This is a genomic window from Picosynechococcus sp. PCC 73109 (assembly GCF_001521855.1).
Taxonomy (GTDB): Bacteria; Cyanobacteriota; Cyanobacteriia; order Cyanobacteriales; family MRBY01; genus MRBY01.
In genome coordinates, this window is record NZ_CP013998.1 from 284,462 (window position 1) to 311,146 (window position 26,685).

The window sequence follows — 26,685 nt, forward strand, 5'->3', positions numbered from 1 at the left end:
TATTTCCTCCTGCCAATTTTGCACAAAACCGAGCCAGTTTTTCGACGGTCTTTTTGTTGCCTAGGTCATCGGCTTTCGGCGGGTACTTGTTCACATCATTGGAGCTGACGTCACAGTCGATTATTGCCCCAAAAAATTTAGTGAAAAATCAATTCTGATACAGAATACAAAGTCCCTTACTTTTATTATTTCACAACTTCTATTGCCTGCTTGACTCTCGCCAAAAGCCGTTACATTTTGTCTTGCTACTGTCGAAAAATGGCCGTTACTAATAGTATAACAAAAATTCATAATTTTTGCCAGTTTAAAGCAATATTCGAGCGATAACCTTTATGATTACGGATAATATTTGAGCGATATTTTTTTTGGATTGTGATTGTGAGTGATCTCCACGAAAAGACTTCTTTACCAGACCCAGCCGCCCCTTGGCACCATCAGGCGATCGCCCATGTCCTCCAAGTATTTCAAACGGATGAACAACAGGGCCTAGAAGGGCCAGAGGTAGAACGACGTCAACAGTTTTATGGCCCCAATGAAATCGAAGCTGGTCGGGGGCGTAATACTTGGGAAATTTTCCTCGATCAGTTTAAAAATGTGATGCTGATCATGTTGATTGTCGTGGCCCTAATTTCTGGAGTAATTGATTTTGTAGAACTCCGTGCCAATGCCTTACCGGAAGGAACGGTTCCCTTCAAGGATACGATCGCCATTATGGCCATTGTGGTTCTCAATGGACTGTTGGGATTCATGCAGGAAAGTCGCGCCGAAAAAGCCCTGGCCGCCCTCAAAAAAATGTCTTCTCCCCAGGTACGGGTGTGTCGTGGGGGGCAATTTTCTGAAGTCAAAGCGGCCCAGTTGGTGCCCGGGGATCTGATGTTTATCGAAGCTGGTTCCCAACTCAGTGCCGATGGTCTCGTCCTCGAAGCGGCCCAGCTCCAAGTGCGCGAGTCAGCCTTAACCGGAGAAGCCAACCCCGTCACCAAAAGGATTTGTCCGGTAGGGCTCGCAGCGGATACGCCCCTAGGCGATCGCCAAAATATGGTTTTTTCAGGCACAGAAGTCCTCCAAGGCCGGGGCAAGATCTTGGTCACTGCCACTGGAATGAGCACCGAGCTCGGCAAGATTGCCCAAATGCTCCAAAGCGTCAAAGCTAGCCAAACCCCTCTCCAAAAGCGGATGGCCCACCTCGGCAAAATTCTAGTCACCGGCTCACTTATCCTCGTGATTTTGGTGGTGGTTTTCGGTAGCCTCCAGGTGGGTAATTTTAGTCGCATCAAAGAATTAATCGAAGTTTCCCTGAGTATGGCCGTGGCCGTCGTCCCAGAAGGTCTGCCCGCTGTCATCACCGTTACCCTCGCCATTGGCACCCAGCGCATGGTGAAACGCCAGGCTCTGATCCGAAAACTACCTGCCGTTGAAACCCTTGGTTCTGTCGATACCATTTGCTCCGATAAAACTGGTACCCTTACCCAGAACAAAATGGTGGTACAGCGCCTAGAAACCCAAGACCAGTCCCTCCGGGTTACCGGGGAAGGGTACGCCCCCATTGGCGAATTTTTGTCCCAGGATCAAAGCCTCAATCCAACTCAACATCCCGAAGTGCAGCAATTATTACGGGCTTGTGTCCTCTGCAATGATGCCGTTTTAAAACAAGACGACCGGGATTGGCTGATTATTGGCGACCCCACAGAAGGGGCTTTACTGAGCCTGGCTGGCAAAGGGGATCTATTTGCTGAAGCTCTCCAGAAAGAATGGCCCCGCTTGGGAGAATTTCCCTTTTCCTCGGAACGCAAACGTATGAGCGTTATTTGCGCCATGCCAAACCCTGACCAAGCTGAATCAACGGCAGCTTATTTGCTCTGCTGCAAGGGTTCGCCGGAGTTGGTGCTGGAGCGCTGTCAAACCTACCAAACCGCCACAGGTATTTTTCCCCTCCAAGCAGAAGACCGGGCCGCGATTCTCCAGCGCAACAATGAAATGGCCCAGGCAGGTTTACGGGTTTTGGGCTTTGCCCAACGTTGCTTAACCCATGTACCAGAAGCCCAAGCTGAGGTAAATGCGGAACAGGAAATGGTTTGGCTGGGCCTAGTGGGGATGATGGATGCGCCCCGTCCGGAAGTCAAAGAGGCCGTGGCGAAATGTCGTGCCGCCGGGATTCGGCCCGTGATGATCACCGGTGATCACCAACTTACGGCTCAGGCGATCGCCCAACAACTGGGCATTGCGACCCCAGACGCCAAGGCTCTCACAGGGTTAGAGCTTAGTAAACTTTCCCAGGTTGATCTAGAAGCCATGGTCGAAACCGTGAGTATCTATGCACGGGTGGCCCCAGAACATAAGTTGCGCATCGTCCAGGCCCTCCAAAGTCGCGGTAAATTTGTCGCCATGACCGGAGATGGGGTTAATGATGCCCCCGCTCTCAAGCAAGCTGATATTGGCATTGCCATGGGCATCACGGGCACTGATGTCAGTAAAGAAGCCAGTGACATGGTGCTCCTTGACGATAATTTTGCCACCATTGTCGCCGCCACCGAAGAAGGCCGGGTCGTTTACACGAATATTCGTCACTTTATCCAATACATTCTCGGTAGCAACATTGGCGAAGTAATTACCATTGCCGCTGCTCCCTTAATCGGTTTATCGGAAGTGCCCCTCATTCCCCTGCAAATTCTCTGGATGAACCTTGTCACCGATGGTTTGCCCGCCCTGGCCCTCGCCATCGAACCCGCTGAACCTGACGTGATGCAACGCCGTCCCTTTAATCCCCAAGAAAGCATTTTTGCGCGGGGGCTAGGCGCTTATATTCTGCGCATTGGCTTGATTTTCTCCGTGATTAGCATTGCCCTCATGGCCTATAGCTACAATGCCCACCCCGATAATTGGAAAACCATGGTCTTCACGACCCTCTGCTTGTCTCAAATGGGCCATGCGATCGCCGTCCGTTCCCGCACCCAACTGACCCTAACCAGTAATCCCCTAAGGAATCCCTACCTAATTATTGCCGTGGCCGCCACAACAATCCTCCAACTCATGCTGATCTATGTCGAACCCCTACGGCTGTTTTTCGACACCCAACGTCTCTCTGGCCAGCAACTGTTAATTTGCTTGGGGGTCAGTACCCTACTCTTTGTTTGGGTAGAATTAGAAAAACTTGTGATCCAATGGTATTGGGCCTGGAAAAATCCCCCAAAAAGCAGATGAAAAAAACAAAAGTGAATTCGATTTCTGTATAGATCTTATCTGTTTTTAGGATTAGTCTTGGGTAGTATGGTGCGGTTAGATCTACGGAAAAACCTATGACTGGAAACGCCGCCCGTGTTCAAGCGATTCAGCAAATTACCAATCGTACCCCCATCAAGTGTGAACCGCCCATTAAGCTCGAAGAAGCTTGGGCTACTAATGTTTTTGATCTGAGTAAGATGCAGGCCAGTCTCCCAAAGGCCGTTTTTAAATCTATCAAAAACACCATCACTTCTGGTGAAAAACTAGACCCTTCCGTGGCCGATGCTGTGGCCACAGCGATGCGCGATTGGGCGATGTCTAAGGGCGCTCTCTACTACGCCCACGTCTTCTACCCGATGACCAACCTCACCGCAGAGAAACACGATGGTTTCGTCTCTGTCCAGAGCGATGGAAAAGTCATCTCCGAATTTTCCGGTAAGGTACTGGTACAAGGGGAGCCCGATGGTTCTTCTTTCCCCAACGGTGGGATCCGTGACACCTTTGAAGCACGGGGTTATACGGCTTGGGACGTGACCAGTCCGGCCTACATCATGGAAACCGAAAATGGTTCGACCCTTTGTATTCCTACCGTTTTCGTCTCCTGGACTGGGGAAGCACTCGATAAAAAAGTGCCCCTACTGCGCTCCATCGATGCCATGAATAAGGCAGCCCAGAAAGTTTTAAAATTGTTGGGTCACACCGAAATCGCCCGGGTCAATTCCAGTTGTGGGGCAGAACAGGAATATTTCCTCGTTGACTCTAACTTCGCCCACCAACGTCCGGATCTTCTCTTGGCTGGTCGTACCCTTTTTGGTAAGTCTCCGGCTAAGGGCCAAGAATTTGATGATCATTACTTTGGGGCCATCCCTGAGCGGGTACAAATCTTTATGCAGGATGTGGAAGCGCAACTGTATAAGCTCGGTATCCCCGCAAAAACCCGTCACAATGAAGTGGCACCGGGTCAATTTGAAATTGCGCCTGTGTTTGAAGCGGCAAACGTGGCCAGTGATCACCAACAGTTGATCATGACCACCCTCAAAACCACGGCGAAAAAGCACGGTTTTATGTGCTTGCTCCACGAAAAACCCTTTGCCGGGATCAATGGTTCTGGTAAGCACGTGAACTGGTCTGTGGGGAATGCAACCCAGGGTAATCTGCTGGATCCGGGCGATTCTCCCCATGACAACGCTCAGTTCCTCGTCTTCTGTGGGGCGGTAATCCGTGGTGTTCATAAGTTTGGACCTTTGATGCGGGCGGTAATTGCTAATGCCAGTAACGACCACCGCCTCGGTGCCAATGAAGCCCCCCCAGCCATTATGTCTGTGTACCTCGGTTCTCAGTTGGAGGAAGTTTTTGAGCAAATCAAAAACGGCACTGTTTCTGAGTCGAAGAAGAAAGGCGTTATGGATCTCGGTGTGGCGGTACTGCCTGAGCTGACTAAAGATGCGGGCGATCGCAACCGGACTTCTCCCTTTGCCTTTACCGGGAACCGCTTTGAATTTCGAGCTGTGGGCTCTAGCCAGTCTGTGTCTGGGCCTTTGGTGGCACTCAATACGATTTTGGCCGATTCCCTAGAGTGGATTGGCGATCGCCTTGAGAGTGAATTAGCAAAGGGATTAGAAATCAGCGAAGCCATCCTCACAGTTCTCAAGGAAATCATGAACGAACATGGTTCTGTGATCTTCGGTGGCAATGGCTACTCTGAAGAATGGCACCGGATGGCCGTTGAAGAGCGCGGTTTACGTAACCTACCCACGACGGCGGATGCCCTGCCTGTGCTCAAGGAAGCAGAAGTTGGAGCATTGTTTGACCGACTCAAAGTCTTGACCCCCGTGGAGCTTGAAAGCCGCTTTGAAGTGTACGCCGAGCAGTACATCAAATCCATCGAAGTGGAAGCCAAGCTGGTGATGAACATGGCAAAAACCATGGTTTATCCTGCTGCTGTAGAATACCTGTCTAAGTTGTCAGGTACCATCACTGCCCTTGTGAATCTCGGCATTTCCCTCGAGAAGAAAAGTGCAGAAACCGTTTCTAGTCTCACCAATGACCTGATGGCTGCCACCGAAAAGCTCAGTGCTGCCTTTGAAAAAGAAGATTTTGCTTCTACAGAAGAGCATATGCACTATTGCGCGAGCACCATTCGTCCTCTGATGGATGAGGTTCGCAGCTATGCAGACCTGCTAGAAAACGAACTCCCAGACAGCTTCTGGCCCCTGCCTACCTACCAGGAAATGCTGTTTATTAAGTAAATGATTCGTCTCGATTGAGCCAGTCAATCATTCAATAAAAACCAAAAACCCCCTATGTCCTCTAGCGATGTAGGGGGCTTTTATTGTGTGAAAAAACGAGTTCAAACCGAATGAATCACGTTGGCAGGGAGATCCTGATAAAGGGGAGTACTCAGGTACCGTTCCCCGTAGCTTGGTTGGATCACAACAATGAGTTTGCCGCTGTTCTCTGGACGTTGGGCAACCTTGATCGCGGCACAGAGGGCGGCCCCCGTTGAAATGCCCGATAAAATACCTTCTTCTCTGGCCAGGCGACGGCCAAAATTGATCGCGGCTTCGTCGGTCACCGTCACCACTTCATCAATGATGGTTTGATTGAGCACACTGGGGACGAAACCCGCGCCGATGCCTTGGATTTTGTGGGGGCCGGGTTTACCACCAGAAAGTACGGGGCTATTGGCTGGTTCAACGGCGATCGCCTGGCATTCGGGCTTATATTTCTTTAGCACCTCGGCGATTCCGGTAATTGTGCCACCGGTACCAACTCCCGCAATGATCATATCGACTTTCCCTTCTGTATCTTCCCAAATTTCGAGGGCTGTAGTTTTGCGGTGGGCATCAGGGTTCGCCAAATTATTAAACTGCTGCAACATATAGGCATTGGGCAGGGTATCGACGATTTCCTGGGCTTTGGTGATACAAGCACTCATGCCCGCGTCCCCAGAGGTCAGTTCGAGTTGTGCCCCATAGGCGAGGAGCATGGCCCGTCGCTCCATACTCATGGTTTCTGGCATCGTCAAAATTAACTGATAGCCTTTGGCGGCGGCGGCCATCGCTAGGGCAATGCCTGTATTCCCGGAAGTCGGTTCCACCAAAATCGTTTTACCGGGGGTAATTTCCCCAGCGGCTTCAGCAGCTTCGATCATGTTGACGCCAATGCGGTCTTTAACGGAGGCGGCTGGATTCATCCCTTCTAATTTGATCACAACCTGGGCAACACAATTTTCCTGCTCAGGAATACGATTTAACTGCACAAGGGGCGTTTTTCCTACTAATTCGGTAATGTTCTTGGCAATTTTCATGGTGGGTGAGATTGTGCCGCTAGGGGTGAAACAGAATGGCGAACCGATGTTCATTATAAATGCCGACTCCCCTGAAAAGATGTTCCTTCAACTGTTTGAGAAAATTTGGGGTAATCGGCCCTTGGTTTAGGGGCAGAGACTGGCCTGAATTGGAGGCAGTAATCCAAGCTCCGTTAGGAAACCAAGGCATGGTGCTGTAGATCTTCGAGGCGAACAATCTCCAGGGCTTTTGCATGGGTGGCTTCGAGGTGAACTGGGGGCGCAACACCGACCTCAAAGGCTTCTTGCCAGCGGGCAGCGCAGAGACACCAGCGATCGCCAGGTTTGAGGCCAGGGAAATGGTATTGGGGCACGGGGGAACTCAAGTCGTTGCCTTGGTTTTTGGTGAATTCCAAGAAAGCTGGCGTCATTTTTGCACAGACCACATGGCGGCCAAAATCATTCGCGCCAGTGGTGCAGCAGCCATCTCGATAAAATCCAGTTAAGGGGTCGGTACTGCAAGGCTGGAGGGCAGTTCCTAAAACGTTTTTTGCGTCTGTCATTGGGGTTAAAAAATTCTCGTTGCAAGGGTGGACAATTCCAATGATAACGACCGACACGACGGGTAACGCAGATTAGGCCACAGCATTGGGCCATAGGAAAATCCCCTCCCCAATTTAGTGATTGGAGAAGGGAAAGACAAGGGATTTAATCTAGGAATCTAGCGGCCAAGTTTTTGTTCTAAAGCGGCGATCGCCAACTTAGTTTTCAGTAAAGAATCAGGGTTCAAACTGATAGAATCAATGCCCAATTCAACAAGGAATTCCGCAAATTCAGGATAATCAGAGGGAGCCTGACCACAGATACCAATCTTGCGACCATATTTTTTCGCCCCTTCGATCGCCATGCGTACCATGCGTTTCACCCCTTCATTCCATTCATCGAAAATGTGGGCAACCAGCGCAGAATCGCGATCCAAACCTAACGTTAATTGGGTGAGGTCGTTGGAGCCAATGGAGAAACCGTCAAAGACTTCACTGTACTCATCCACGAGAATCACGTTAGAAGGCAATTCGCACATCACGTAAACTTGCAGTCCATTTTCCCCACGGCGGAGGTCATGTTTTGCCAATTCAGCTAACACTTTACGACCTTCTTCGGGGGTGCGACAGAACGGAATCATCAGAATAATATTCGTCAGACCCATTTCATTGCGGGCAATCTTAAAGGCTTCGCATTCCAAACCAAACGCTTCAGAATAATTGGGATCGTAGTAGCGGGATGCACCACGCCACCCAATCATTGGGTTTTCTTCTGTCGGTTCAAATTGACGACCACCGAGTAAATTTGCATACTCATTGGATTTGAAGTCGGACATTCTGACCACAACCGGATTCGGATAGAATGCGGCGGCAATCATTGCAATGCCACTGGCTAATTTGTCCACGAAGAAATCGGCTTTATTGTCATAGAGATGGGTGAGTTCGGCGATCTCTTTTTTCACCATGAGATCTTCGAGTTCATCAAAGTGAATCAGGGCTTTCGGGTGGGCTTTAATGTGGTTGGCAATGATGAATTCAAGGCGAGCTAAACCCACACCATCGGCAGGTAAAGGCGACAGCGAAAAAGCCTGTTCGGGGTTACCCACATTCATCAAAATTTTGGTCTTGGTGGTGGGCAGATTCTCAAGGGATGTTTCTTCCACTTCAAACTTCAGCAGACCCTCGTAGATCTTGCCGTCTTCCCCTTCACAACAGGAGACGGTTACGTCTTGACCGGATTTCACCAAGGTCGTAGCATCACCGCAACCCACCACGGCAGGGATCCCCATTTCTCTGGCAATAATCGCGGCGTGACAGGTGCGTCCGCCTTGGTCGGTGACGATCGCCGAGGCTTTTTTCATGATCGGTTCCCAATCGGGATCGGTGCGGCGGGTGACCAGCACTTGACCGGGTTTGAAGAGCTTAATTTGATCCACATCGAGGATGACGTTGGCTTCCCCCTGACCGACCATTTCCCCAACACTGCGACCGTGAGCAATGACGCTACCTGTTTCTTGGAGCTTGTAGGTGCGGATCACGTTGGCGGCTTTCTGGGATTGCACCGTTTCCGGACGAGCTTGGACGATAAAGAGTTCACCCGTTAACCCATCTTTTGCCCATTCAATATCCATCGGCGTGTATTGACCGCGAACGTTGGAATAGTGTTCTTCAATGGTAGTCGCCCAGCGAGCCAGGGTTAAAATGTCTTCGTCGCTCACACAGAACTGATTCTGCATTTCTTCGGGCACATCAATGTTCTTAGTGAGTTTTGCCCCGTCGGCATAGATCATCTTGATCTTCTTGCTACCGAGCCGTCGTTCGAGAATCGGTTTGTAGTCATCCTTGAGGGTCGGTTTAAAGACGACAAATTCGTCGGGGTTGACTGCACCTTGCACCACGTTTTCACCCAAACCATAGGCGCCGGTGATAAATGCAGCATCTTTAAAACCGCTTTCGGTATCGATAGAAAACATTACGCCGGAGGTGGCGAGGTCGGAGCGCACCATTTTTTGGACACCGACGGATAGGGCCACTTCAAAATGATCGAAGCCGTTGTGCTGCCGGTAGGCGATCGCCCGATCCGTAAACAGCGACGCAAAACATTTATGGCAGGCTTCGAGAACGCCCTTGACACCGTGGACATTCAGATAAGTTTCCTGCTGTCCCGCAAAACTGGCTTCCGGCAAATCCTCTGCCGTGGCACTGGAACGTACCGCCACATCGACGTTGTGGGCACTGTCTTCGCAGGCTTGTTTGTCTGCCCCCTCAAAGCGATCACAGACATCAGATTTAGCCCCATAGCGCTCACACATTTTTTTGTAAGCAGAGGCGATCGCCACCTGGAGATCCTGGGGGAACGGCGTATTTAAAATCAAAGCCCGTGCCTGCCGCCCCCGTGCCTGAAGATTTGCCACATCATCCGTATCTAAATCTGCAAACAATGTCCGCAACTTTTCCTCTAAGCCCGCAGATTTAACAAAATGCCGATAGGCATGGGCCGTCGTCGCAAATCCGCCTGGAACGTTGACCCCCTGGGGCTGTAACTGCTGAATCATTTCCCCAAGGGAAGAATTTTTGCCGCCAACCAGACCCACATCCAGGGAACCAACCTCCTCAAACCACAAAACGAGCGCTTCGGTTCTCGCATCAGAAGCCGTAGCTGTGTTAAGAGTGCTAACCATAACGATAAAAACTCCTTAATCATCCCTCTCCGTACACCTCGATCCTAAAAGACTTAAAATGAGCCCTTTACAGAAATGAAATATATCCTTACCTTTCACTTCTGTTTAATGAAAAAACATCAAGAAAAACAAGCTTGATGTTGCCTAAAAAGACAATATTTTTTTCTTATCTTTATTTAAGATATTTTTAACCTTTTCAAGATAAGTCAAGGCGCTTTAAAAAAGAAAAAGACTAAGTTTTTCCCAGTCTCGCCGCCCAAGTTAATTGGTTTTTATCAATATTAATCAAGGTTGCAATCAGTCACTGACCACAGTATCCCCCTGGCCCCAGAAGCCATCATATTTTTTGACAGTAATATCCCCTTCCACGCTAACTTGGCAGGCCAGACGCCGTTCTTTGTCTGGGTTATGGGGCGGGAGAGAGAGGCGTGTTTTTTCTTTCCAGCTCTGGGCTGAGACAGGGCCAGTAATTTCGACGGCACAGGTGCCACAGGTACCAAGGCCATGGCAATTGATAGTTTTTGCATTGCCATTGTAAAGACTAATTTTGTTGGCGAGCAGAACTTTACGTAAATTATCGCCTTGATTGCAGGTAATGGTTTGATTTCCGAAGGTGATAGTCGGCATGGTTGGTGTTTTCTCTCATTATCTCAATGATGATTGCTTCTATGGTGCCACACTTTCTAAAAAGGGTCGGTTAAAGGTGCTGCAAAACCAATTTTTTTGTGGGGAAGCTATCACCATAAATCACTGAGATCTAAAATAAAATTCTGTAAAATATCCTCTCCGGTAAGCTGTTTGGGGGTCGTTAAAATTTCCACGGTTCGACCAGGACGATAAATTTCCACTTGGCGATCGCCTTGGTTAATGAGCCAGCCCAACCGACAACCATTGGCTAAATATTCCTGCATCTTTTGACGGGTCTGTTGCACCAGATCACTGGGCGAGAGCAATTCGGCGACAAAATCAGGGCAGAGGGGAACAAATTTTTGCTGTTGTTCTGGGGTGAGGCTATCCCAGCGGGACTTTTCGACCCAACACATATCTGGCGATCGCGTCGCACCATTGGGCAAAACAAAGCCCGTCGAAGAGTCAAAACATTTGCCGAAACCGAAACGTTTATTCCAGTACCAAAGCTGGCCATTGAGTTCAAAATTGACTCTACCAGTTTCACCACCAGTGGGGGCCATGATCACAAGTTCTCCTTGGGCTGTGCGTTCTAATTTGGCATCGGGATTCGCCTGACAGAGCTGGGCAAATTGGCCTTGGGTCAGGGTCAAAACGGGCTGGAGATCAAGGGTTACGGTAGCCATTGTCACGACCTCTCGCGGCGGAATGCTCCCATTGTAGGCAAGTTTTTTGGGGGATGGAGAATAGGGGATTCGAACCCCTGACCTCTGCGGTGCGATCGCAGCACTCTACCAACTGAGCTAATTCCCCAGAACGAAAAATTATTTTAGCACCTCTGCGGGGGGCGCAAGACTGGGATCGATGCGTTCGAGTTCTAGATCGCTCAGGTAGTCCACACACCAGTTACTGCAACGCTGCAACATATGAAATGGATAGGTATGGGCGACGCCAACCACGGGAATACCGACGGATTTAGCGGCTTGGATACCATGGAAATTATCTTCAACGGCGAGACAATTTTCCGGTTGAATTTGAGCGTCAGGAAATTTCTGGTTCAGTTGGGCGATCGCCTGGCGATAACCATCTCCGTTCGGTTTAAACGTTTTCACTTCATCGGCGGTGACAATCACATCAAAAGCTTGGTCAAGTTGCGCTTGCTGGAGAATAAATTCGGCATCGGCACGACAATAGCCCGTTACAATCCCCACGGGAATATTTTTGAGTTTAATCGCCGAAATTAGGGGAAAAACGTCTTCATAGAGGGGGAACGGCTTTATTTCCCTTAATTTGCTTTGGTAAAGTGCAGATTTTTGTTGAATGAGACTATCCAGTTGCGCCTCGGAGAATACCCGCCCCCGGAGTGCAAGATTTTCCTTGAGGCAGCGGCGATCGCTTTTGCCCAGGCTACTATCACGATAAAGGCGGTCGGTGGGTCGAAGATTTTCGGCCAGCAAAATGTCATCGATCAGCTCAAATTGGAGGGCCGTATCGTTCAGAAAGACTCCGTTGATTTCAAATAAAACGGCTTTGAGCAGGGTCATAACGGGACGGTGGGAGGGTGAAAGTTTACGTTTTTTGACCAAGGGTCAGGTTTTTGCCTGGTAATTCTCATCTTAGAATAAGCGTTGATATTTGCGGGCGATCGCCATGGCTTTGATGACGGATATTCCCCAGCGACACATTCTAAAAACAAGGGTGCATTGCCTAGACTATCAACGGACTTGGGCTGAAATTGCGGCGGCGATCCGCGAGGGAAAATTCGGCTATGGGGCGATCGCCAATGTACACATGGTGATGACGGGCTACTGGGATCGAGGGTTTCAAAAAATCATCAACCAAGCCCTGGTGACGACACCGGACGGAATGCCGTTAGTTTGGGGGTTGCGGTGGTTGGGTTATCCCCAGGCGACCCGGGTTTATGGGCCGGATTTAATGCTCCATTGTTGCGCTATGGCTGCCCAGGAGAAACTTCCGGTGTATCTCTACGGCAGTCGCCCAGAAACCCTGGAAAAATTGCAGCAAAATCTTTTAGAAAAATTTCCTGATTTGCAAATTGCCGGAGTAGAAGCACCCCCTTTTCGGCCGCCAACCTCCGCCGAGGCGATCGCCACAAGACAGCGCATCGAACAATCTGGCGCGAAGCTGGTTTTCGTCGGTTTGGGTTGCCCGAAGCAAGAAAAATGGATGGCTGAAAATAGCCCTCACCTTAATGCCGTTTTGTTGGGGGTGGGGGCTGCCTTTGATTTCCATGCGGGTACGGTTTCCCAGGCCCCCCACTGGTTGAGGCCCCTGGGTTTGGAGTGGCTTTATCGACTGCTCCAAGAACCCCGTCGCCTCTGGAAACGTTATCTCATCCACAATGGGGCGTTTATTTTGCTGTTTGGTTGGCAACTGCTCCGGCGGCGATCGCCCTAATTCTTTTCAGATTCTGCCCACCCCTGAGGGATTTTAAGTATTTTTCTTTGTATTGCCAGTTGATGGCCTCGATCCATGCCCAAGTCTCCGTTTTCCCTTCCCACCCAGGATATCCGCGCGATTCATCCGCTCCACTGGTTAAAAACTGCCCAAGGCCGCTGGAAAAGGGGTTTATTGCTGGTGGGTAGTGATCTGTTGGGGTTGGCGATCGCCTGGCAACTCGCGGACTACATTAATAATTTTTATTCACCGATTCCGGCGGATCTGGTCTGGTGGGTGTGGCTCGATATTCCCAGTCTGTTCTGGATTTTTGCCATTGTCACCCTCTGTTTTTTCTTTGGAAATCATCTCTATCGCCTCCCTCCGGCTCCCCAGAACTACACTCGCGCCGCCTGGATCATCACCTTGGTCTATGGTTTGTTTTTAGTCGGCAGTTATTTTCACAATCCAATGTTGGATCCGCCCCGTTCACTTTTTATTACGGCGTGGTTTCTCAGCATTGCCTTTGTCGTAGGTTTTCGCTTTATTCTGACCCTCATCCTACGGCAGTTTGATCGCCAAGCACCGCCGGTGAATGTCTTTTTGGTGGCACCGGCAAAACAGTTGGACTGCCTCAAACGGGTGATCAAAAAACGTCCCCATTACAAAATTGTTGGTGCTGCCCTTGCTTCCATGGCCGGCACCCAGGCCACCATTGCCCAAATTCGTCAGTCAGGCGCCCAGGAGGTTTTAGTCAAAGACTTGCCGGAAACGGAATTAGCTTCCCATTTGTTTTGGCATTTGCGCAGTGCGGGGATTGCGATTCGTTTGATGCCATCCAGTCGGGAAATGCTTTATCGGCGAGGTTTACCGGAAATGTTCGCGGGAATTCCCACCCTCCGCATCGAAACGCCATTGTTATTGTGTTGGGATTATCGCCTGAAACGCTGGTTTGATTTCCTGGGGTCAGGATTCGGTCTTTTGCTGATCTCACCGCTGCTGGTTGGAGTGGCGATCGCCATACGTCTCGATTCACCAGGGCCAATTTTCTTTCGGCAACCGAGGGCGGGTCTCAATGGCAAACCCTTCAAGATGTGGAAATTTCGGACAATGGTCGTCGATGCGCCCCAGTTGCAGGCCCAACTAGAAGCGCAAAATCAAATGAAAGATGGGGTATTGTTCAAGATTAAAGACGATCCCCGCATTACCAAGCTTGGTAAATTTCTCCGCCGCACCAGTATTGATGAGTTGCCCCAATTAATTAATGTGGTACTGGGTCAGATGAGTCTGGTGGGGCCGCGTCCCTTGCCATTGCGGGATGTGGAACGGTTTGACGAATGGCACCATATCCGCCATCAGGTATTACCGGGGATTACAGGACTTTGGCAAATTTCGGGCCGCTCAGATCTAGAGGATTTTAATGATGCGGCACGGCTAGATTTGTATTACATCGACAATTGGTCTTTGAACCTCGATCTCGATATTCTGCTAGAAACGGTGCGGATCGTCTTTTTTGGCAAAGGCGCTTACTAGGCCGGAAAACCGTTGGTTTCGAGGTAATGGCGGATATCATCAAAGGTTTCCCAAGACACGTAAGTTTTGCCTTCTTCATCCAGATATTGCTGGAGGCGATCGCGAGCAAAAACCAAATCTGCTTTGAGGGCCATATTGATATCCGTTAGGGAATCCCCGATGGCGATCGCCTTTTGGTATTTGTACTTCCCCATCACCTGCACTTTTTCCACCATCTCCGTCCCCCCTTCAAAGGGCGCAATAATTTTGAAATAGGGATCAAAGGTATCAATATTCATCGCGGCAACCGTTTCAATGTGATCGCGCAGGGGTTTGCCATCGGTGCCAGAACGCGCTAAAACCCGTTCCACCATTGGCACAAGGCCACCGGATACCACCACAATCGGCACTTGGCGATCGCCTAAAAACTGAAGAAAATCACTGAAGCCCTGACGCACAGGCTTATCATCCACCTCGCCGACAAAAGCAGCAAATTGCTCTGAGGGAATCGCTTCGAGGATTTTGCGTACCCCTTCCCGGAGCGTAATCTTGCGGTTATACAAGCCCGGAAGAATGTCAGCGGCCACTTCCGGTGCATATTTACCGAGGGCATCGCCGAAGGTATCGACAGTCGTGATTGTGCCGTCAAAGTCGCAAAATACAATCGTTTGGGCGTCCATTAACTTTTGTAACGTAACAAGTTCCCCAGGATTATAGTCCGCTTTGGGATAATTTTGATCTTGTACTTTCCCTTACGAAGCAAGGAGAGTCTGCGTGCGGGGATCGAATTCAAAAACAGCCCCTTGGAAATTTGTCTGATTTAGTTTAGCGCCCTGAAACTTGGCTCCCCGGAGGTCAGCACGGGCGAAATTGGCTCCCCGGAGATTTGCGCCCCGAAAATCGGCCCTTTGGAGTTGGGCATGCCGGAAATCCGTCGAAACTAATTCTGCTTGCTGAAAATTACTGGCGATCGCCTCTACAGATTGACAGTTGGCAAAGCTTAAATTTCCCTGTTGGAAATCAGCTTGGTGCAGAGATGCCCGTGAGAAATTAGCCCGGACAAAACTCGTAAAACGCAGTTTGGCTCCAGTTAAATTGGTTCCCACCAAATTCATATCGTGGCCTTTTCCACCGCAGAAAAGAATTCCAGCACAATTGAGACCGCTAAAATCCTGCCGCCGAAAATCAACACCATTGAGATAGGCGGCCTGTAACTGTATGCCTTGTAAATTTGTTTCCTGCAAAATCGCACCACTGAGCTTCGCCTCACTCAAATTACTCCAACTGAGATCCGCTCCTGTTAAATTGGCCCCGCGAAAATTGACCCCCGTTAAATTGGCGCCACAGAGATTCACGTTTTGGAGATCTGCCATGAAAAAGGTAGCCCAGCGCATAATGGCCCCACTGAGCTGGGCGTGATTTAGGGTTGCTTGGGTTAAGGTCGCCCCCTGGAGATTAACTTTCGTGAGATCCGCGCCAGTCAAATCGGCTTGGTCTAATTTGGCATAGCTAAGGTTCGCGCCGTATAAAAAAGCTCGCTTGAGGTTGGCCTGACGTAGATGGCAATGGTGCAAATTCGTCCTTGCGAGGGAGGCAGAAACAAAATTTCCTCCGGTAAAGTTGGCATGGGCTAGGTCTAACCCAGTCAAGTTTGCGGCAGTAAACCGTTCCCTGGGAAATAACCTCTGTCCCAAGGCATAGTCATTGAGAAGCGCTTCAATATTCATAGGGCCAGCTTTATGCAACCGAGCACCAAAAACGAGCAGCACCATTTGTAAATGCTACCTGCTGGCATCGGCCTCCTCTTTTATTAGAAAAGCAAACATACTCTATTTATTGAAGAAGCATTTAATTCTTAATGTTTCGATAATCTTCTTTGTGAACTGTTAATCTTGACAACAGCGGTTCATCAAATCTAAGACATTTTCTACAGCATAGATGGGGGTCTCTAAGGCGATCGCCACTTCTGCCACCGTTTTATCATCGAGGAATTTGGCTTCATCGTGCTTAAGCATCACCGTCGGGAGCAAAATGCCATCGCCAAAATCTCGGCCAGCCAGTTTTTTGATCAAGTCTTCTCCCGTAAGCAGTCCGGTAACGGTAATGGCTTGGCCCCAGTAGTCACTATTTAAGGCCGCCAGGGTAATTGTTAAATGTTCCACTTGGTTTAGACGCGCGACAAGGGGTTCAAAGGCTTGTTCTACGGCATTCCCTACGACCCAGGTAAAGTGTTTGGGTTTGGCGATCGCCGGCGGTAAAGTCTCATCGGCGGTGTTGAGAAAATCCCGGATGAACTGGCGAATCGAACCCACCCCATTCCCCAGTTGAGGATAGTCTTCGTAATGGGACTCCGGCGGCAGTTCTGCCCGTGCAATGAGAAACCACTCATCGGCCAGCCAAGCAAAATTCGTTTGAAACCGTTCCCGGAACTCTGCCTGAAGCGCTGTCACCTGGGCGATCACTTCCTGGGCTTTGGCTTGATCAACGGGGCTCAGTTCCGCCAAATTAGGGCGAAAACGAGTTAAACCGACCGGTACCACCGCTGCCGAAATCACAGCGGGTAAGTCTCCCCCGTGAAATTCAGCCAAATCCCGCAATGTTCTTTCTAAATGAGGCCCATCGTTGATCCCAGGACAAACGACGACCTGGGCATGGATTTGTAAGCGATGATCCGCAAACCATTGGAGTTGCGTGAGAATTTCCCCAGCGCGGTCATTTTTGAGGAGTTGCCGACGAATCTCCGGCTCAGTGGCATGGACGGACACAAACAGGGGCGAGAGGCGCATTTGGTTAATGCGTTGCCATTCCCGCTCGGGCAGGTTGGTCAGGGTGAGATAACTGCCATAGAGAAAGCTGAGGCGATAGTCATCATCTTTTAAGTAGAGGCTTTGGCGTTTGCCAGGGGGCTGCTGGTCGATAAAGCAAAAGGAACAGCGGTTATTGCACTGGATCAAACCGTCAAAGAGGGCGTTGTCAAACTCCAAACCCAGGTCTTCGTCGTAGTCTTTTTCGATTTCGAGGTGATGGGATTTCCCCTTAGCATCGAGGACTTCTAATTCGAGGTATTCGTCGGCGCAGAGAAATTGATAATCGATGAGATCCCTCGGCTTCATCCCATTGATAGAAACGATGGCATCACCAGCCTCAAAACCAATTTCAGCGGCAATGGAATCGGGGACAACATGGCAAATTTGGGCGGGCTTGATGGTGGAGACGCTCATGGGTTAACGCAGCAGGGTTAATGCCAAGATGATCATACCAAAGCCTAATCGATACCAGACGAAAACCCAGGTTTGGTGTTTTTGGAGAAATTGGATCAGCCAGGCGATCGCCAAGTAGGAAAACACCGCTGAAGAAATCAGACTGACAATTAGGGTGAGGGGTGGCACTGTTGTTAATCCCCCACTCACTAATCCTTGGAATTCCACAAGGCCAGCAATGGTAATAGCCGGAATCCCTAGCAAAAACGAAAAACGCGCTGCCGTAGCCCGGTCTAAATTCATAAACAGGCCCGCTGTAATTGTCGAACCAGACCGCGACACTCCGGGGATGACAGCGAGGGCTTGGGCGCAGCCCATGAGAATACCATCCTTGAGGCTGAGTTGGTCAAAGGCGCGTTGGTGCCGGGGATAACGTTCGGCGATCGCTAACAAAATCGCCATCACAATGGAGGCGATCGCAATGGCGGTTAAGCTGCGTAACGGTGACGCGTCATAGTTAGGCACAAAAATTTTGAGCAGCAGACCCACGCCAAGAATCGGGAAAGTCCCCCACACAATGCCCCAAAACATGCGCCACTCTTGTTTTTGCCAATCTTTTTGTTGCCAAGCTTGCCAGGCCCCACCAATGACCTGCCGTAAATCTTGCCAGAAATAACCCAGTACAGCGACGATGCTCCCCAGTTGAATCACGGCGGTGAGAGCCACCCCTGGATCGGGCCAACCGAGGGCCACGGGAATCACCTTGAGGTGAGCAGTGCTACTGATGGGGATGAATTCGGTTAAGCCTTGCACTAATCCTAAAATAATCCCTTGGAACCAATTGAACTGTACCGGGGCGATCGCCAACGTATTTTCGGGCGTGGCGGCATTGATGCGCAGATGCCAAAAGCTAATCAACAAAAATAGAACCAAGCCGAGGGCCACCATACTGCTGAACTCAAACCAGTGCCGTTGTTGCTTTTTTTTGAGCATTGATGTCGCTTCCCTTGGGCGTCGGGTAAATCTGCCTCAACTACTCTAGTCAATCTGGTTGACCTTGACTAGCTTTTAGAAAAATCCGGCCTGGGGATTCCCCACTCGGAGGTTAAATCCTCGGCGATCGCCCCTCAGAAATGGCAAAATCAGGCAAATTTCCCGTCCTCTTTATGAGAAAATCGGGAGTCATAAGTTAAAATTCATTAATAAATATTTACAAGTTATTGTTACAAACCACTTTGTTTTGCTGAACCATCCTCTTTTCTCTGTCGGTGCAGTGTATGTTCTCAAGCGACAACAGGATCTCCGCCGCAATATTCCCCTGCTAATTTGCCTCGCATCGGGCTTCTTGGTTTCTGTGCCTGTTTTTTTCCAAGCCCCCCTGGTCAGGACGGCTCCCTGGCTGAGTTTGGCCTTGACTCTCCTCTGGGTGGCGATCGCCTGTGGCCTCCGGCAGCGAGAAAATACCGAAATTTGGGGTGATCTCCTCTGGGGGTTTAGCTGGAGTTGGTTAGCCGGAGCCATCTATTGGGGCTGGTTGCGCTACGAACCCTTTTTACATCTTCCGGTGGAAGCTATTGGCCTACCCTTTGCCCTGTGGGGTCTGTGGCAAAAACGAGGCTTGGTGGGGCATCTGTTTTACCTGGGCTCCCTCCTTGGTACGGCGATCACCGACATTTACTTTTATCTCACGGATTTGATCCCCTACTGGCGCAAGCTCATGTATGCTGAGCCGGATTTTGTGATGCCTATTTTCCAGGCGGCCTTGGCCCAGATGCAGACCCTCTGGGGCATCAGTTGGGCGATTGTTCTAGTGAATTTATTGATCGGCATTAGTTGGTGGGCCTTCCGTCAGCCCCAAATTCCCTACTGGAGTTTCGCCGGAGCCGTAGTCAGTACCCTCCTCGTCGATGGTCTGTTCTGGATTGCTGCCTGCTTCGCCTAGGAGATCCTGCTGCTTGATCATCTCTAACTGAAAAACTTCGCCAAAAATCTTCGGTAAATCTTCGCGCACCTGGGCTAAGGTAATATCCGGTAAAAACTGCTGCAAACTCCCCACTGGGCGATCGCCAATGCCGCAGGGAACAATCCGTTTAAATCCCGCCAAATCCGGGCAAACATTCAGGGCAAACCCATGCATCGTAATCCAGCGCTTCACCTTGATGCCAATGGCTGCCACCTTATGACCCTCGACCCACACCCCAGTTAGTCCAGGAATTCGTTCTCCCACCAAGCCATAGCGCGCCAAAAGCTGAATTAAGACTTCTTCCAATTGCCGCAGATACCAATGCAGATCCTGTTGGTGGCGACGCAAATTCAAAATCGGATAACCGATCAATTGTCCCGGACAATGGTACGTCACTTCGCCGCCCCGTTCTGTCCGATGCAATTCTACGTCTGCGGTTTCCGGGGAAAATTTCACAAAATCCAGCTTTGAACCTGTCCCTAGGGTATAGACCGGAAAGTGTTCCAGCAGCAGTAAAACATCACTCAACTGCCCATCCCGTAGGCGTGCTTCCACCAGTTGTTGTTGCTGTGCCCAAGCTTCGGTGTAAGGCCAAATTCCCCCTTGATAAAATAGACAAGGGGGGAAAAGGTGTGAATTGATATGACGCAATGTCAAGGGATCCGACAAAACATTAAAAGTCATCAAGGGGCGATCGCCTTTTGGCAAAACAATGTTAGATATTGTCCTCACCATAGCAAAGAGTTAAGAACTGTAAAAGCTTCCTGGCTTTCTTAATGTTTCAAAAAAGATAAATTGACAAGGCCCAAAGGCAAAACCTACAATTAAAACTATAGAGAGAAAGAGATAAATCCCAAAAATTCCCAGTCAATAAGTTGTCAGCAACTAATTTTCTCCAAAAGAACTAAAAACCGCTTAATTTTCAGTTTGTTTATCTCATCAAAAAAAGTTTCTCTAGTATTCAAACCTACGCTAATACTTGTAGAAGTGTTGCGTAATATTAAACGGACGGATCTATATATGACGCCACCACAATAGTTTTTCGCCTTGAAGAAACCTTGCTAGAATAACGAAACACTTCACCAACAAGTTCTTGTTTACACCAGTCATTTCATTGCGAATTTTCTTAGGCTTAAAATCTAGATTTCATTCGTAAATTGTGTACAAAGTAAACTTGTTTTATCCATTCAGATGGAGTAACCAGAGACTATGAAGCTATTGATCCAAGGCAACAACATTGCAGTAACTGAATCGATCCATGACTATGTTGAAAGCAAGCTTGAAAAAGCAACCAAGCACTTTCAAACCTTCGCCACAAAAGTAGATGTGCACTTGTCTGTTGCTAACAATGCTCGCATTACCGACAAGCATAAAGCTGAAGTTACTGTTTACGCCAATGGTACAGTGATTCGCGCCCAGGAAGGCAGTGAAAATCTCTACGCCAGCATTGACCTTGTTTCTGATAAAATCGCCCGCCAACTCCGCAAATATAAAGAGAAAAATTTCGGCAAGAAAACCCACGTTCAGGAAAAAACCAGTGAAGTGTTACCTGAGGATCCGGTGCCAGATAATCTCATTGGCGATCGCGCCCCAGAGCTTCCCTCCGAAGTGGTACGGATGAAGTATTTTGCGATGCCCCCCATGACCATTGATGAGGCTTTAGAGCAGTTGCAGTTGGTAGACCATGACTTCTATATGTTCTTGAACAAAGACACAAATGCCATCAATGTGATCTATATCCGCAACCACGGTGGTTATGGTGTAATCCAACCGCGCCTTGGCAAAGAATAGTTGATTTTTTTCAAGGTTCATTTAATGGCTTTTAGACAATAGTTATTATTTGGATCATCGGCAAATCTAATCCCTGATGTAAAGGAAAGTTTTTTAACATAAAGCTTTCCTTTTTTATTGCTTCTTTTTTGTGGGTTATCAGAGACTAATTAACTTAAATATTTAGCAAATTTGGTATTGAACCATTGCGCCCCGTTGCACCTGAAAAAAGTGTTGGGCATTACCTTGATTTACACTGATTTCTAACCAACCATGGCTTCCTATCAAGGCACAGGGATGATTTTTCGGCACATCTCCATAGGTACAAACCAGGGGAATTTGTTGACCCGCTAACGTTGCTTGGCCCTGATTATCTGCACATACAGTATTGGGAATGGTGGTAATCAAGTTCCCAAAGTGGTCAATATGCTGGATTATCCCGGTGTAGGACTTGCCATTGCTCTGATAGGGTGGAACATCTAAACGAATGATTTCTGTTGATTTGAGGGGACGACCCAGCTTGGATAAAGGAACGCCCAGGGAAAGATGGGCTGCCACTGGCGCGAAAATGTCCCGGCCATGGAAAGTTTGACTCAGGTTTTCCCTCAGAGGCGATCGCCAATACTGGGGATTATCGAGTTCTACCGCCGCAACAATAGCATCATCTGCAAACAAGCCGCTCCCTAGACCGTTATTCGGCCCCACAAAATAACCTTGGTTCAATGCCACGGCGATCGCCTGGCGGTTAGTGCCGACCCCCGGATCCACAACGCCCACAAAGATTGTTTCCGGCGGGAAATAAGGCGCTGCACTCAACAGACAAAAGCGACCAGCCCACAAATCCTGGGGCGGAATATTGTGGCTGAGATCAATCACTAGGGCTTGGGGGGCGATCGCCGCCATGACTCCCTTCATTGTCCCCACATAGCCGTCCTGTAAACCGAAATCTGTCACTAAGGCGATCGCCATCATGCTTTAAGTATTTTGTAGTATTTGATACAGTTTAATCTGAAGCCTGTTACTCTAAAAATAGCCAATTATCCCCAGCGAGAAGATCATGTTTAGAAACGTTCAACAGCAAATCGTCAAGCAAATTAAACGAACCCACCGCGAAAACCTCAAGAAAAATTTGCAGCATCGCCTCGAAGCCGCCCGGAATTCCGGCAATGACCACCTCGTGCAGCAGTTAGAAGCGGAGGCCCAGTACCTTGGGATCGGTTAAACAATATTCATCTCAGCCGAATAATTTTTTACCAGAACAAGAAAAAAGGGAGTGTTGAAAAACATTCCCTTTTCTTTCGGTTAATTTGATGGATTTGATTGAAACGAAGGCTCACTTTTCAAAAAGCTAAATAAACCTCCAGGCCGAAAATCAGCAATTATTGCCGAGCCTATTTACCCATGCCCAGTTTTTGGGCTTTTTGGTAAACCTTCCCTTCCGTCAACAGCGAAGGAGCAATTACTACTTCTACCTGTTGCATTTCCTTGATATTTTTGGCGCCGAGGGTTCCCATACTTGTTTTGAGAGCGCCCAAGAGATTATGGGTTCCATCATCAAGTTTCGCTGGCCCCGTCATAATCTGGGTAATCGTGCCAGTTGTCCCCACATTAATCCGGGTTCCCCGGGGTAGTACAGGGCTAGGTGTAGCCATCCCCCAGTGGAAACCGCGACCCGGTGCTTCCGCCGCACGGGCAATGGGAGACCCAATCATTACTGCATCTGCCCCAGAAGCAATACATTTACAAATATCGCCACCAGTAACAATTCCACCATCGGCAATGATCGGCACATAGCGGCCAGATTCTTTCTCATAATCATCGCGGGCCGCAGAACAATCAGCAACTGCGGTTGCCTGGGGGACACCAACTCCAAGGACACCACGGGAAGTACAAGCCGCTCCGGGGCCAATCCCCACGAGCACGGCCGCTGCCCCTGCACGCATCAGTTCCAACGCTGCATCATAGGTAACGCAGTTCCCCAGGACAACTGGAATGGGCAGTTCAGAACAAAGTTTGTGCAAGTTTAGGGGGACAATCCCTTCAGGAGATAGGTGAGAAGTAGAAACTACCGTTGCTTGGATAAAGAGAATATCGGCCCCAGCATCAGCGACAATTTTGCCATATTTGGTGGCACCGACAGGGGTAAGACTCACTGCAGCGAGGCCGTTTTGAGCCTTGATTTCTTGGATGCGTTTCTGGATTAGCTCCGGTTGGATCGGCTTGGAATAGAGCTCTTGCATTAAGCCGACAAACTCGGTTTTATCAACTGCGGCGATCCGATCAAGGACTGGGTTGGGGTCTTCATAACGGGTTTGGAGTCCCTCAAGGTTCAATACGCCCATTGCACCCAAATCAGAAAGCAGCGCTGCCATTTTTACATCGACAACGCCATCCATTGCACTGGCTAAAATTGGGATATTTAGCTTAATTCCACCAATTTCGAGACTGGTATCTGCCAGTTCAGGGTCTAGGGTACGACCGCCCGGAACGAGGGCAATCTCATCGAATCCGTAAGCACGACGAGCTGTTTTGCCACGACCAATTTGAATGTCCACTCTTACTCCTTAATGATTGCCAAAACTTAAATGTGTCAGTCTAGGATAACTGATTGCTTGCATTTTCTTACAAAAAAGCGACCACCAGACGTCAATCTTTCTGGAGGCTGAATTTTGGGCTTGGTGCTGGTGACTCAGTTCGTGTGTAGATTCACGTAAAAGCAACTCGATGAACTAGCTTCATTTTCACGAAAGCGAACAATCATCTCTCCTAGTTAAAAATCACTTTGTTGCAAAAGAATTGACAGGTAAGAGTGAGAATTAGAGTGAAAAATGACTAGGATTTTGATTGTCGGATCCAAAGAAGTGGTAGAGAATATTCTGGGAAAGAGGCTCCCAAGGTGTTGAAGCTTGAGAGTTCATTACAGGATTCTAAAAATTTTCCTGGGGAAAGATTTTGTCTTTAAAAAAGGTTTACGGGTGATTGGCGATCGCCAAGGGACTATCGACCATTAAGCGGCCCTAGAAACTATAAAGGCCAGGGGCATAGGATTCGACAACATTACCGGTTTCTTCACAGCTCACCATTAAATAATCGCAGGTTTCACAAGTTGTTTCCCGCAGGCTAGAGTTGTGTAAATAACGACGCAGAGCTGGAGCGCCACAGTTCGGACAGGGGAGCGAATATGAACAATCCATAGCTTTGTCCTGAATTCTAAAAAAATTAAGGTCGGTGATTTTGAGGGTCGTTTGAAGTTTCATTAAAAAGCTTTTAAATGCAATTGAGTTGATCCCAAGAATATTCTCTTACCTTTTTCTTTGATCCTAAACATGCTTAAGACTAATTTAAGTTTTTACCGAAAAATAGTCAAAAACAGTTTCGGGTTTTCCGTACTTTTAAGTAAAGGTTAACAAAAAAATATTAAGTTTGTCGGCCCTTTAAAAGAGTGTGAGCCTCCGTCGGGACACATCTTTCACAAAGCCAGTGAACCTTAGCAGTGGGGGAATGGGATAAGATGACGGGCAGTCATTGTCTATGAAAAATTATGGAATCTCTTGCTTGGCAAGCCGTCAAAGCTTACGAAGATATTTTGTATCAAAAGTTAGATGGGATTGCAAAAATCACGATTAATCGTCCCCACAAGCGCAATGCCTTTCGACCCCAGACAATCTTTGAAATGTATGAGGCCTTCTGCGATGCCCGGGAAGATCAAGACATCGGTGTCATCCTGCTCACGGGGGCTGGCCCCCATACCGATGGGAAGTATGCGTTCTGCTCTGGTGGCGACCAATCGGTGCGGGGGGAAGGCGGCTATGTCGATCAAGCCGGGGTACCGCGCCTAAACGTGCTGGATCTGCAGAAACTGATTCGCTCGATGCCCAAGGTGGTGATCGCTTTGGTGGCGGGCTACGCGATCGGCGGCGGCCATGTACTGCATCTTCTTTGTGATCTAACGATTGCCGCAGATAATGCAATTTTTGGGCAAACGGGGCCAAAAGTAGGCAGTTTTGACGGTGGATTTGGGGCGAGTTACATGGCGCGCATTGTCGGACAAAAAAAAGCCCGGGAAATTTGGTTTCTTTGTCGCCAGTATGATGCCCAGCAAGCGCTGCAAATGGGCTTGGTAAATCAGGTGGTTCCTGTCGCCCAGCTAGAGGCTGAGGGGGTGCAGTGGGCCAGGGAAGTGTTGAGTAAAAGCCCCATTGCGATTCGCTGTCTTAAGGCGGCGCTGAATGCTGATTGTGACGGGCAAGCGGGCCTCCAGGAGCTAGCGGGGAATGCCACTATGCTTTATTACATGACAGAAGAGGGTAGAGAAGGGAAGCAGGCTTTTTTGGAAAAGCGATCGCCAAATTTCCGCCAATATCCCTGGTTGCCGTAAAAAACCCAAGGCGATCGCCCAGGTAAGATGAGGATTCATTACCACTAAAGGATCCCAATTTGGTAGAGTAGATACCGATATAAAACCGGATAGCTTGTCCCTATTAGATCCCAGACTTTTAAAAAATTAAGTGGAACGGACAAGATTAGTTCCGCCCTGAGATTGACAAAAAGAGGTTAATCATGAAGTTACGTTCGTTATTAGCAGCCATTCTGGCTCTGTGTATCGGCGTGCTAACTGCTTGTAGTGAAGCGCCCGATGCTGCGACCGTCGATGTGAAGCAACTAACATACGACGAAATTCTCAATACAGGACTCGCGAACTCCTGCCCCCAAATCGCGAACTTCACCCGGGGAACAATTCCCATTGCCCCCAATGAAACAATTGAATTCTCTGACCTCTGCTTAGAGCCTCAAACCTACTTTGTTAAGGAAGAGCCCCTCAACAAGCGTCGTGAAGCTGAATTCATCGAAGGTAAGCCCCTTACCCGCTACACCTCTTCCCTCGAACAAATGACCGGGAAGATCAAAGCCGATAGCGAAGGGCTCCTTACCCTGGTAGAAGAAGACGGTATCGATTTCCAACCGATTACGGTTCAGTTGCCCGGTGGTGACCAAGTACCTTTCCTCTTCACCATTAAAAATCTAGTGGCCCAGACCTCTACCCCGTCTGACTCCATCAACACTTCCACTGACTTTATCGGTGAATTCCGGGTTCCCCCCTATCGTGGTGCTGTATTCCTTGATCCCAAGGCCCGTGGTACTGCTAGCGGTTATGACAACGCTGTCGCTCTACCTTCCCAAGCCGATGAAGAAGAGCTAACCCGCGCCAACATCAAGCAGTACGAATCTCGCACTGGTGAAATTTCCCTGCAAATTGCCAAAATCGACGAGAAAACTGGTGAAATTGCCGGCACCTTTGAAAGCGAGCAAACTTCATCCACTGACATGGGTGCAGAAGATCCCGAAGAAGTCCGAATTCGCGGTATTTTCTATGCACGTCTAAAGACGGCTGCTTAATTTCAACTTCTCAAACACTGTTCAATCGAGGGGCGGCAATGCCCCTTTTTTGTGGTCTTTTTTCGTTGTGGTTGACTAAATTTTC

The 26,685-nt window shown here is 49.0% G+C and carries 22 protein-coding genes, 1 tRNA gene and 1 pseudogene; 9 read left to right on the top strand and 15 right to left on the bottom strand.

Going from position 1 to position 26,685, the window contains the following annotated elements:
• Positions 1-372 precede the first annotated feature (372 nt).
• Both AWQ23_RS01390 and AWQ23_RS01395 read left to right on the top strand, forming a co-directional pair.
• Positions 373-3,201, top strand: coding sequence for a cation-transporting P-type ATPase (locus AWQ23_RS01390; RefSeq protein ID WP_083500675.1), 2,829 nt, complete (start codon positions 373-375; stop codon positions 3,199-3,201).
• A gap of 95 nt (positions 3,202-3,296) precedes the next feature.
• On the top strand, positions 3,297-5,471 hold the full coding sequence (locus AWQ23_RS01395) for a glutamine synthetase III (RefSeq protein ID WP_030006049.1): 2,175 nt from the start codon (positions 3,297-3,299) through the stop codon (positions 5,469-5,471).
• Between the two features lie 101 nt (positions 5,472-5,572).
• Here the strand turns inward: AWQ23_RS01395 and cysK are convergent, their stop codons facing one another.
• From cysK to AWQ23_RS01430, 7 genes are all read right to left on the bottom strand, one after another.
• Positions 5,573-6,532 (bottom strand): cysteine synthase A, encoded by a 960-nt coding sequence (cysK, locus tag AWQ23_RS01400; RefSeq protein ID WP_012305882.1) that lies wholly within the window; start codon positions 6,530-6,532, stop codon positions 5,573-5,575.
• Positions 6,533-6,705: 173 nt separating this feature from the next.
• Positions 6,706-7,074 carry a DUF2237 family protein gene (locus AWQ23_RS01405; protein WP_030006051.1) on the bottom strand — a complete coding sequence of 123 codons (369 nt, stop codon included), beginning with the start codon at positions 7,072-7,074 and terminating at the stop codon, positions 6,706-6,708.
• Positions 7,075-7,232: 158 nt separating this feature from the next.
• Positions 7,233-9,734 carry a phosphoenolpyruvate synthase gene (gene ppsA / locus AWQ23_RS01410; protein ID WP_062431889.1) on the bottom strand — a complete coding sequence of 834 codons (2,502 nt, stop codon included), beginning with the start codon at positions 9,732-9,734 and terminating at the stop codon, positions 7,233-7,235.
• Between the two features lie 297 nt (positions 9,735-10,031).
• Positions 10,032-10,361: a 2Fe-2S iron-sulfur cluster-binding protein gene (locus tag AWQ23_RS01415; protein WP_012305886.1), complete on the bottom strand. Its 330-nt coding sequence runs from the start codon at positions 10,359-10,361 to the stop codon at positions 10,032-10,034.
• A gap of 110 nt (positions 10,362-10,471) precedes the next feature.
• On the bottom strand, positions 10,472-11,047 hold the full coding sequence (locus AWQ23_RS01420) for a Uma2 family endonuclease (protein ID WP_062431891.1): 576 nt from the start codon (positions 11,045-11,047) through the stop codon (positions 10,472-10,474).
• Between the two features lie 54 nt (positions 11,048-11,101).
• A tRNA-Ala gene (locus AWQ23_RS01425) sits at positions 11,102-11,174 on the bottom strand.
• An 11-nt stretch (positions 11,175-11,185) separates the two neighbouring features.
• A complete protein-coding gene (locus AWQ23_RS01430; RefSeq protein WP_062431893.1) occupies positions 11,186-11,905 on the bottom strand; it encodes an HAD family phosphatase in 720 nt (239 codons plus the stop codon).
• 106 nt (positions 11,906-12,011) lie between these two features.
• Here AWQ23_RS01430 and AWQ23_RS01435 point away from each other — a divergent pair, with 106 nt between their 5' ends.
• Together AWQ23_RS01435 and AWQ23_RS01440 are read left to right on the top strand one after the other, a co-directional pair.
• Positions 12,012-12,779: a WecB/TagA/CpsF family glycosyltransferase gene (locus AWQ23_RS01435; RefSeq protein ID WP_157072179.1), complete on the top strand. Its 768-nt coding sequence runs from the start codon at positions 12,012-12,014 to the stop codon at positions 12,777-12,779.
• A 75-nt stretch (positions 12,780-12,854) separates the two neighbouring features.
• Complete coding sequence (locus tag AWQ23_RS01440; RefSeq protein ID WP_062431895.1) at positions 12,855-14,291, top strand: sugar transferase; 1,437 nt, start codon at positions 12,855-12,857, stop codon at positions 14,289-14,291.
• On the opposite strand, the gene AWQ23_RS01445 is transcribed toward AWQ23_RS01440, so the two are convergent.
• The 4 genes from AWQ23_RS01445 to AWQ23_RS01460 form a co-directional block, all read right to left on the bottom strand.
• Positions 14,288-14,950, bottom strand: a complete 663-nt coding sequence (locus tag AWQ23_RS01445; protein ID WP_062431897.1) for an HAD-IB family phosphatase — start codon at positions 14,948-14,950, stop codon at positions 14,288-14,290. The two genes, AWQ23_RS01440 and AWQ23_RS01445, sit on opposite strands and share 4 nt — an antisense overlap.
• Positions 14,951-15,022: 72 nt before the next feature.
• A complete protein-coding gene (locus AWQ23_RS01450; protein WP_198158678.1) occupies positions 15,023-15,997 on the bottom strand; it encodes a pentapeptide repeat-containing protein in 975 nt (324 codons plus the stop codon).
• Between the two features lie 159 nt (positions 15,998-16,156).
• Positions 16,157-17,491, bottom strand: coding sequence for a TIGR03279 family radical SAM protein (locus tag AWQ23_RS01455; protein WP_062431902.1), 1,335 nt, complete (start codon positions 17,489-17,491; stop codon positions 16,157-16,159).
• Between the two features lie 3 nt (positions 17,492-17,494).
• Entirely contained in the window at positions 17,495-18,463 is a 969-nt protein-coding gene (locus tag AWQ23_RS01460; RefSeq protein ID WP_062431904.1) for an undecaprenyl-diphosphate phosphatase, read from the bottom strand.
• A 319-nt stretch (positions 18,464-18,782) separates the two neighbouring features.
• On the opposite strand from AWQ23_RS01460, the gene AWQ23_RS16290 reads away from it, so the two are divergent.
• Entirely contained in the window at positions 18,783-19,412 is a 630-nt protein-coding gene (locus tag AWQ23_RS16290; protein ID WP_315862676.1) for a DUF3120 domain-containing protein, read from the top strand.
• 18 nt (positions 19,413-19,430) lie between these two features.
• Here AWQ23_RS16290 and lipB read toward each other — a convergent pair.
• Positions 19,431-20,075: pseudogene (lipB, locus tag AWQ23_RS15670) on the bottom strand (lipoyl(octanoyl) transferase LipB); the annotation flags it as partial.
• A 567-nt stretch (positions 20,076-20,642) separates the two neighbouring features.
• On the opposite strand from lipB, the gene hpf reads away from it, so the two are divergent.
• Positions 20,643-21,224, top strand: coding sequence for a ribosome hibernation-promoting factor, HPF/YfiA family (hpf, locus tag AWQ23_RS01470; RefSeq protein ID WP_012305897.1), 582 nt, complete (start codon positions 20,643-20,645; stop codon positions 21,222-21,224).
• A 162-nt stretch (positions 21,225-21,386) separates the two neighbouring features.
• On the opposite strand, the gene AWQ23_RS01475 is transcribed toward hpf, so the two are convergent.
• Positions 21,387-22,175 carry an S-adenosyl-l-methionine hydroxide adenosyltransferase family protein gene (locus AWQ23_RS01475; protein WP_062431908.1) on the bottom strand — a complete coding sequence of 263 codons (789 nt, stop codon included), beginning with the start codon at positions 22,173-22,175 and terminating at the stop codon, positions 21,387-21,389.
• Positions 22,176-22,260: 85 nt separating this feature from the next.
• On the opposite strand from AWQ23_RS01475, the gene AWQ23_RS16120 reads away from it, so the two are divergent.
• Positions 22,261-22,425 (top strand): hypothetical protein, encoded by a 165-nt coding sequence (locus tag AWQ23_RS16120; RefSeq protein WP_012305899.1) that lies wholly within the window; start codon positions 22,261-22,263, stop codon positions 22,423-22,425.
• A 169-nt stretch (positions 22,426-22,594) separates the two neighbouring features.
• Here the strand turns inward: AWQ23_RS16120 and AWQ23_RS01480 are convergent, their stop codons facing one another.
• Positions 22,595-23,758: a GuaB3 family IMP dehydrogenase-related protein gene (locus tag AWQ23_RS01480; protein WP_012305900.1), complete on the bottom strand. Its 1,164-nt coding sequence runs from the start codon at positions 23,756-23,758 to the stop codon at positions 22,595-22,597.
• Positions 23,759-24,220: 462 nt separating this feature from the next.
• Positions 24,221-24,397, bottom strand: coding sequence for a hypothetical protein (locus AWQ23_RS01485; RefSeq protein WP_041443725.1), 177 nt, complete (start codon positions 24,395-24,397; stop codon positions 24,221-24,223).
• Between the two features lie 347 nt (positions 24,398-24,744).
• On the opposite strand from AWQ23_RS01485, the gene menB reads away from it, so the two are divergent.
• Together menB and AWQ23_RS01495 are read left to right on the top strand one after the other, a co-directional pair.
• The gene (gene menB, locus AWQ23_RS01490; protein ID WP_030006063.1) at positions 24,745-25,581 is read left to right on the top strand and encodes a 1,4-dihydroxy-2-naphthoyl-CoA synthase; all 837 of its coding nucleotides are present in this window, start codon (positions 24,745-24,747) and stop codon (positions 25,579-25,581) included.
• Between the two features lie 182 nt (positions 25,582-25,763).
• Entirely contained in the window at positions 25,764-26,600 is an 837-nt protein-coding gene (locus AWQ23_RS01495; protein ID WP_012305903.1) for a photosystem II manganese-stabilizing polypeptide, read from the top strand.
• The last annotated feature ends 85 nt before the right edge of the window (positions 26,601-26,685 follow it).

What these genes read in the sequence shown, in the direction of transcription:
- AWQ23_RS01395 (WP_030006049.1), top strand. Translation starts at nt 3,297, where the DNA reads ATGACTGGAAACGCCGCCCGTGTTCAAGCGATTCAGCAAATTACCAAT.
- cysK (WP_012305882.1), bottom strand. Translation starts at nt 6,532, where the DNA reads ATGAAAATTGCCAAGAACATTACCGAATTAGTAGGAAAAACGCCCCTT.
- AWQ23_RS01405 (WP_030006051.1), bottom strand. Translation starts at nt 7,074, where the DNA reads ATGACAGACGCAAAAAACGTTTTAGGAACTGCCCTCCAGCCTTGCAGT.
- ppsA (WP_062431889.1), bottom strand. Translation starts at nt 9,734, where the DNA reads ATGGTTAGCACTCTTAACACAGCTACGGCTTCTGATGCGAGAACCGAA.
- AWQ23_RS01415 (WP_012305886.1), bottom strand. Translation starts at nt 10,361, where the DNA reads ATGCCGACTATCACCTTCGGAAATCAAACCATTACCTGCAATCAAGGC.
- AWQ23_RS01420 (WP_062431891.1), bottom strand. Translation starts at nt 11,047, where the DNA reads ATGGCTACCGTAACCCTTGATCTCCAGCCCGTTTTGACCCTGACCCAA.
- AWQ23_RS01430 (WP_062431893.1), bottom strand. Translation starts at nt 11,905, where the DNA reads ATGACCCTGCTCAAAGCCGTTTTATTTGAAATCAACGGAGTCTTTCTG.
- AWQ23_RS01435 (WP_157072179.1), top strand. Translation starts at nt 12,012, where the DNA reads ATGGCTTTGATGACGGATATTCCCCAGCGACACATTCTAAAAACAAGG.
- AWQ23_RS01440 (WP_062431895.1), top strand. Translation starts at nt 12,855, where the DNA reads ATGCCCAAGTCTCCGTTTTCCCTTCCCACCCAGGATATCCGCGCGATT.
- AWQ23_RS01445 (WP_062431897.1), bottom strand. Translation starts at nt 14,950, where the DNA reads ATGGACGCCCAAACGATTGTATTTTGCGACTTTGACGGCACAATCACG.
- AWQ23_RS01450 (WP_198158678.1), bottom strand. Translation starts at nt 15,997, where the DNA reads ATGAATATTGAAGCGCTTCTCAATGACTATGCCTTGGGACAGAGGTTA.
- AWQ23_RS01455 (WP_062431902.1), bottom strand. Translation starts at nt 17,491, where the DNA reads ATGAGCGTCTCCACCATCAAGCCCGCCCAAATTTGCCATGTTGTCCCC.
- AWQ23_RS01460 (WP_062431904.1), bottom strand. Translation starts at nt 18,463, where the DNA reads ATGCTCAAAAAAAAGCAACAACGGCACTGGTTTGAGTTCAGCAGTATG.
- hpf (WP_012305897.1), top strand. Translation starts at nt 20,643, where the DNA reads ATGAAGCTATTGATCCAAGGCAACAACATTGCAGTAACTGAATCGATC.
- AWQ23_RS01475 (WP_062431908.1), bottom strand. Translation starts at nt 22,175, where the DNA reads ATGATGGCGATCGCCTTAGTGACAGATTTCGGTTTACAGGACGGCTAT.
- AWQ23_RS16120 (WP_012305899.1), top strand. Translation starts at nt 22,261, where the DNA reads ATGTTTAGAAACGTTCAACAGCAAATCGTCAAGCAAATTAAACGAACC.
- AWQ23_RS01485 (WP_041443725.1), bottom strand. Translation starts at nt 24,397, where the DNA reads ATGGATTGTTCATATTCGCTCCCCTGTCCGAACTGTGGCGCTCCAGCT.
- menB (WP_030006063.1), top strand. Translation starts at nt 24,745, where the DNA reads ATGGAATCTCTTGCTTGGCAAGCCGTCAAAGCTTACGAAGATATTTTG.
- AWQ23_RS01495 (WP_012305903.1), top strand. Translation starts at nt 25,764, where the DNA reads ATGAAGTTACGTTCGTTATTAGCAGCCATTCTGGCTCTGTGTATCGGC.